At 41.8% G+C, this 5,597-nt stretch carries 6 protein-coding genes; 3 read left to right on the top strand and 3 right to left on the bottom strand.

The window, feature by feature from the left end; translation table 11 throughout:
• The 3 genes from BP896_RS05235 to BP896_RS05225 form a co-directional block, all read left to right on the top strand.
• The coding region (locus BP896_RS05235) for a PaREP1 family protein (RefSeq protein ID WP_349681936.1) at positions 1–239 on the top strand (239 nt) is incomplete at its 5' end.
• Between the two features lie 276 nt (positions 240–515).
• Positions 516–2,246, top strand: a complete 1,731-nt coding sequence (locus BP896_RS05230; protein ID WP_291766463.1) for an FAD-dependent oxidoreductase — start codon at positions 516–518, stop codon at positions 2,244–2,246.
• Positions 2,243–3,406, top strand: a complete 1,164-nt coding sequence (locus tag BP896_RS05225; protein ID WP_291766461.1) for an NAD(P)/FAD-dependent oxidoreductase — start codon at positions 2,243–2,245, stop codon at positions 3,404–3,406. The genes BP896_RS05230 and BP896_RS05225 overlap by 4 nt, the downstream gene beginning before the upstream one ends.
• Positions 3,407–3,425: 19 nt before the next feature.
• Here BP896_RS05225 and BP896_RS05220 read toward each other — a convergent pair whose 3' ends face one another.
• From BP896_RS05220 to BP896_RS05210, 3 genes are all read right to left on the bottom strand, one after another.
• Positions 3,426–3,719 (bottom strand): hypothetical protein, encoded by a 294-nt coding sequence (locus BP896_RS05220; protein ID WP_291766459.1) that lies wholly within the window; start codon positions 3,717–3,719, stop codon positions 3,426–3,428.
• A gap of 177 nt (positions 3,720–3,896) precedes the next feature.
• Positions 3,897–4,322 carry a hypothetical protein gene (locus BP896_RS05215; RefSeq protein WP_291766457.1) on the bottom strand — a complete coding sequence of 142 codons (426 nt, stop codon included), beginning with the start codon at positions 4,320–4,322 and terminating at the stop codon, positions 3,897–3,899.
• A gap of 117 nt (positions 4,323–4,439) precedes the next feature.
• A complete protein-coding gene (locus BP896_RS05210; RefSeq protein ID WP_291766455.1) occupies positions 4,440–5,492 on the bottom strand; it encodes a GH12 family glycosyl hydrolase domain-containing protein in 1,053 nt (350 codons plus the stop codon).
• Positions 5,493–5,597 lie beyond the last annotated feature (105 nt).

The raw sequence follows: 5,597 nt of genomic DNA, 5'->3' as shown, positions 1-5,597 counted from the left end.
CAAGTAGGATGATTAGCTTATCGCAAATGCTTGAGGAATTAGGCTATAATGGTTTATCAGTATGGACTGATAGGGCATTAAACCTACACGACTACCAGTACAATGGCCCAGACCCAGACGCGGCATTAAGCAAGTATAGGAATAGGGAGGAGGCGTCGAAAGCAGTCATGAGCCTAATAAAGGAATTAATAAGGCGGATAGATGAATTAAAGCAAAGAATAAAATTGGCAATGAACTAAATCAAGCATTTGAGGAATTAAAGAAGGCGTTAACTAGTTCATAAGTATGCATGATCCCCTCCATCCTTTATGGAGCAGAAGTTAATATGTTAGGATTAGGCTGTAGCCTACCGCTAAGGCGTGAATCATATTGGTTGCTTAAGGCTATTTTACCATTTAACAAGCAAATCCTCTTACATTATTGATATCATTGTTGTTAAATTCAAGGTGCACCTTACCAATTTAGGATTAGGGAGGAGGTCAGTTCTTTTAAACCTCTACTCTTAACTTTAATTAATGGTTGATCAGGGTCAGGGGCATTTAGGTAGCCCAGTAATGTTAAGTAGCCCGAGGACTAGTGAGGTTAGAGGTTTTATTTGCTGTGAGTGGTGGTGTAGTGGTTATTGGCTTAGTAATGGGTCATTGAACCAATGCGCAGGGCAAGTTAATGCTCAATCCCGCCTAATGAGTTTTATGAGTGGTTTAGCGAGGCCATCGGTATTGCCTAGGAGTAGGCTTATTAAGATTGCGTGGCCAATTGTGATTAGGTTTGCTAAGGGTATGAGGCATATTGATGCATCCCAACTCCCTGAACCACCTAAGGCTAAGATAATTAATGTTGTAACCGATGTATTAGTGATTGGCGGCGGATTAAGCGGCTTGATTACGGCTATGGAGTTGAGTAGGCTTGGATTAAAGGTAACTATTGTTGAGGGGAATAGTGAATTAGGTGGTAGGATTATTGAATTAGAGGATCAAGGCGTACTTAAGGTTTCCGAATACGTTAATAGTGCTAAGGCTAAGTTAACTAACGGCTTGTTGACTGGAGTTGTGTTTGACGGCGTCCTTGAGGATGCTGCCATTGGCCATTCACTAGATGGTGCTAAGTTATTTGAATTCAACTATAAGGTGCTTGTATTGGCTACTGGATCAAGGGAAGTCCCACTGGTGTTTCCAGGCAACTATAAGGTGCCTATGTACACTGGTTTAACATACCTTAAACTAGTTAAGGCTGGCGTGGTTAAGGGTGAGCCAATACTGTATGGTACTGATGAGTGGGGGATTGGGGTTGCTAGGGAATTGGTTAAGCTAGGCTTGAATCCACTCATCATGGATCACGCCATACAGCCTAGGACGGGTAGGCTTAGTGATTTGAAGGATTTAAGAGCAGTAATGGGTGCTTACATAAGTAGTGTTGAGGTTGAGGGAGCCAGATTTAGGTTAAGGTACCAGGTACCTGAGGGGCCTAAGAAGTTCACAATAGGTGAAGCCACTGGTGATGCCTTAATCACCACTATTAGAGTACCTGCAGTGGAGCTTCTTGCCCAATTGGGTGCTGAATTAGCCTACGATATTGTACTTGGAGGTATAGTGCCTAGGCATAAGTGGAGTGGTGAGGTTATTGGGTTAAGGAACGTGTACGTTGTTGGTGAGGCCACTGGGATGATACCATTATCCACTATTCCCCTCCAAGCTAAGGCTACAGCATACTCAATAGCAGCCATGTACGGTTTAATTAAACCAGAGGAGGCTGATAAGGCTATTGCGGAGTTTAAGAACGCATTAGTAACCAGTAACCCAACTTTCGTAGATGCCTTTAATAGGCTTGAGAAGGGCCTTCACGATGTAGGCTACTTCCAGGAACCAAACGTACCAGAGGTGCCTCAATGGGTTAGTGACCTGTACTTCCTAGATAAGGCTGATGATCAGTTAATATGCTTCTGTGAGGATGTCTCACTAGGTGATTTACTTAGGGTTACTAGGGAGTTCCTTGGGTTGAAGGAGATTAAGCTGAATATCCTTCACGATGAGGTTCCGAAGCACCGTGAACTCAAGATGCCTAGAATGGAGTACATTAAGAGGGCCACTGGATTAGGTACAGGTGCATGCCAGGGTAAACTATGTATGATCACAGCTAACCTAATGTTAGCTAGATTAATGAGGAGGAAGCCTTATGAATTCGGGCTCCCTAGGCAAAGGCCTCCATTGAACCCAATACCCATGGGTACATTGGGTGATGCGGAGTGATTAGGCGGGTAGTCCATAATGTTGATGTAGCCGTTATTGGTGGTGGTATTGTTGGCTTAGCCACGGCCTATAATTTAGCTAAGAGGGGTGTTAAGGTTGCATTAGTGGATAAGGGGATTATTGGTGGTGGTAGTTCAACAAGGAATGCATCAAGGTTTAGGGTTCAGTTCGGTAATATTGAGAACACTAAATACGCCATTGAGGCTATGAGGGAGTTAATGAGGATTAAGAATGAGTTAAACTGGAACCCAATGATAAGGAGGGGTGGGTACCTTTGGTTATTTAGGAGTAATGAAGCTATGAGGAGCTTTGAGGAGATTAATAATAGTATTTGGAAGCCCCTGGGTGCATCAGTTAGATTCATGGATAGTGGTGAATTAGCCAATAAGTACCCGTACCTAAACAGTAAGCTTTACGTTGGTGCAGCCTTCGGGCCTCAGGACGGTGAACTGCATCATGATTACTTAATGTACGGTTACTTAAGTAGGCTTAGGGAAATGGGGGCTTTAATAATTGATGAGGCTCCAATCAATAAAATAACTGTGGTTAATAATGAAGTTAGGAGTGTTGAGGGTGTTGGGGCTGTGGTTAATGCTAAGGCAGTTATTGTTACTGCGGGCGCATGGAGTAGTGAAATCCTTAAGACAGCTGGTGTTGAATTACCCATTAACGCCATTAGGAAGGAAATAGGCGTAACAGCACCTGTAAGATTCTTCATTGAGCCATCATTAATCATAGACACGCACACTAACGCCTACTTCGGCCAGACCCTGAGGGGTGAGGTTATTGGGTCTATTGAGGTTAATGAGGAGCCTGGGCTTAAGCCCTTCAATAACACACTTAAGTGGTTGAGGGCTTGGGCTAAGGCAATGGGTGAGGTTATGCCAGTATCGAAGAGGATACCAGTAATGAGGGTTTGGTCAGGCTACTATGAGGTGACTCCAGATAATAGCCATATAATGGGTAGGTCTGACTCATGGCCAAGAGGCCTATACGTTGCCGCAGGCTTCAGTGGACATGGGTTAATGTTCGGCCCATTAACCGGTAGATTAATGGCTGAGTACGTGCTTGATGGTAAGGTGAACCCCATTATGGAGCCGTTTCTACCCGATAGGTTAAGTAAAGGTAAGTTGATAAAGGAGCATTTAGTGATTGGCTAATTCACTACTCATTACTCCCCTAAGGCTTAGATTCACTGGCCTTAGCCTCCTTGGCCTTAGCTTTAGTAGCCTTAGCCTCATCCTCAATAATCCTTAGGTAATACTCAATCTCAGGTATATTATACTTCTTAGCAACCTCCATACCGTAGTTAGCAACCTCCCTATACGCATCCTCACTCCTCTTAATCATTAACCTAGCCGTATACACTACGCACTCCGTTAACTTCTCCTTGAACTTAAGCTGGTTAACCGTATTATTAGCCTTAACAGCCCCCTCAAGTTTAACCTCCCACTTCCTGCAGGGATTAGTCATGGTAAAACCAATTCCTAGGGTTTTAATAAGCTTTAAACCAAGGTAATTCTTAGCGGTACACCTAATACTCAATTTGAGGTAAGGGCCTAGGTTCAGTACGTGAATTTCAGCTACTCATCCCTCAAGGATGAGGCTTATTACTTAATTTTTATTAGTATTAAGGGTAATTCATTATTATTAATAAGACGTATTAAGGCTATTATTTAGTAAATTGGCTATTATTACCTTTGCATCATTATTAAGCATTACCATACCTTCAAATGCTTTAACTATGTCAATTAGCCGTAAATCCTGCATTAACTTCACTTGATTAAGGATTATTGAGTATTGCTGCATATCATAATTAACTCTACTGGGGCTTATTAATGCGAATACCAGTGTCCTTAAACCCAACTTAACGCTCACAGCCACTGAATCATCATTAAATATTGTAACGTTTACTGGTGCATTACTCCATCCCGGGTGCCTTTGTAGAACCAGCTCCATTACTTTTAAGATATTATCAATATTACTACTATTAATGACTAATTTAGCATCCTGCCCGCTGAGTATCATTTCAATAGTACCTACTATTACCGCATTATTAACTATGTCATTAACCATGAAATTACCTGCGTTGGTGGGTTTTTAAAGTATGAGAATAATAGGCATTGTAAATGCCAGCTTAAATTAACATAGTTAATTTAACTTAAACCAGGATTATTAATATTGGAATCGTATTCACTTCCCCTTAAGTATGCTGATACCCTTAAGATAATACCCTACTTCGCCGCCCTTAATATATTCATTACCGAATTCAATCCCTAGTTCAATATCAACCATGGTTAAGTTTTCGAGATAAGCCTTATCCTTGATGGGGTAATTTGATAAGCCTGTTCCACACTTCTTATTAGGCACAAATTGAAGGATTGCGTTTAGGAATGGGGCTAGCTGAAATTCAACAGTTGCAGTCCTCCATCCCCCAGCCATTGTGGTGTTTCCAGTGTCTTGAGGTATTACTGCAACGTAAGTCCATGGGAAGTTACATGACACTAACACAGCCCAAGTCACATTTCTGTAAACGCCATTAACAATAACTGGTATCTTAGTGGTCCCAACCTCAGCCCAGGTTATATTGGTGTTATTGAAGAATAACCAAATCATAAGCTCTAAGTCAGGCCTAGTTACTGCCCCAACTTCCCTTGGATTATAGAGTATCCAAATATCAAAGGCGAAGTCCTCTGGGAAGGTGCTTGGGGCATATGCCACGGAGTACGTTAATTTAATCCAATCATACCCACCACCATTAGGTTGAAGCAAGTCACTAATCTTAGCTGGTAAGGTTAAGTTGGGGTTACGCAGGTTATAGACAGGGTATCCGTCCCAGGGCTTATAACCAACAACCACTATTTCTGGATAAGCCCACTGGGCAACCCCCTTATCCTGAACATTAGTGAAGTTACCGTAGTAGCATACTGAGCCGGTTAATGGATTGAAGGCTAGGTAAGATATGCCATTGAATGAACCCATATTATACAGGTTATTCTCAATCCTATAACTCAGCCTCACCCCACTTAATGTAGTTACATCCCTAGACAAGTATGTTTGCGATGCACTGGTTGAGATTAATGTAATGTTAAACTGACTTGAACGACATAGGTTGATTAAGGCAGTCATATTGGTGGGTAATTCCTGAGCCTGCTTCACTGTGGGCTTATGCATTAAAAGTAATGCACCTAGTATTATCAAAACTATAATTACGACAGCCACCACTGCAATTGATCTAGCATTCATGGAATTTAGGATGCAGTTCAAGGTTTATAAGCATTAAGGTTATTCTAAGCCTAATAGAGTTGTAGATTAAGAATCAATGTATGCGTATCTTGCGGTATCAAACTT

Source organism: Caldivirga sp. UBA161 (assembly GCF_002506515.1).
In the GTDB taxonomy this organism is placed as follows: Archaea; Thermoproteota; Thermoprotei; order Thermoproteales; family Thermocladiaceae; genus Caldivirga.
This window is presented reverse-complemented; position numbering and strand designations above follow the sequence as displayed.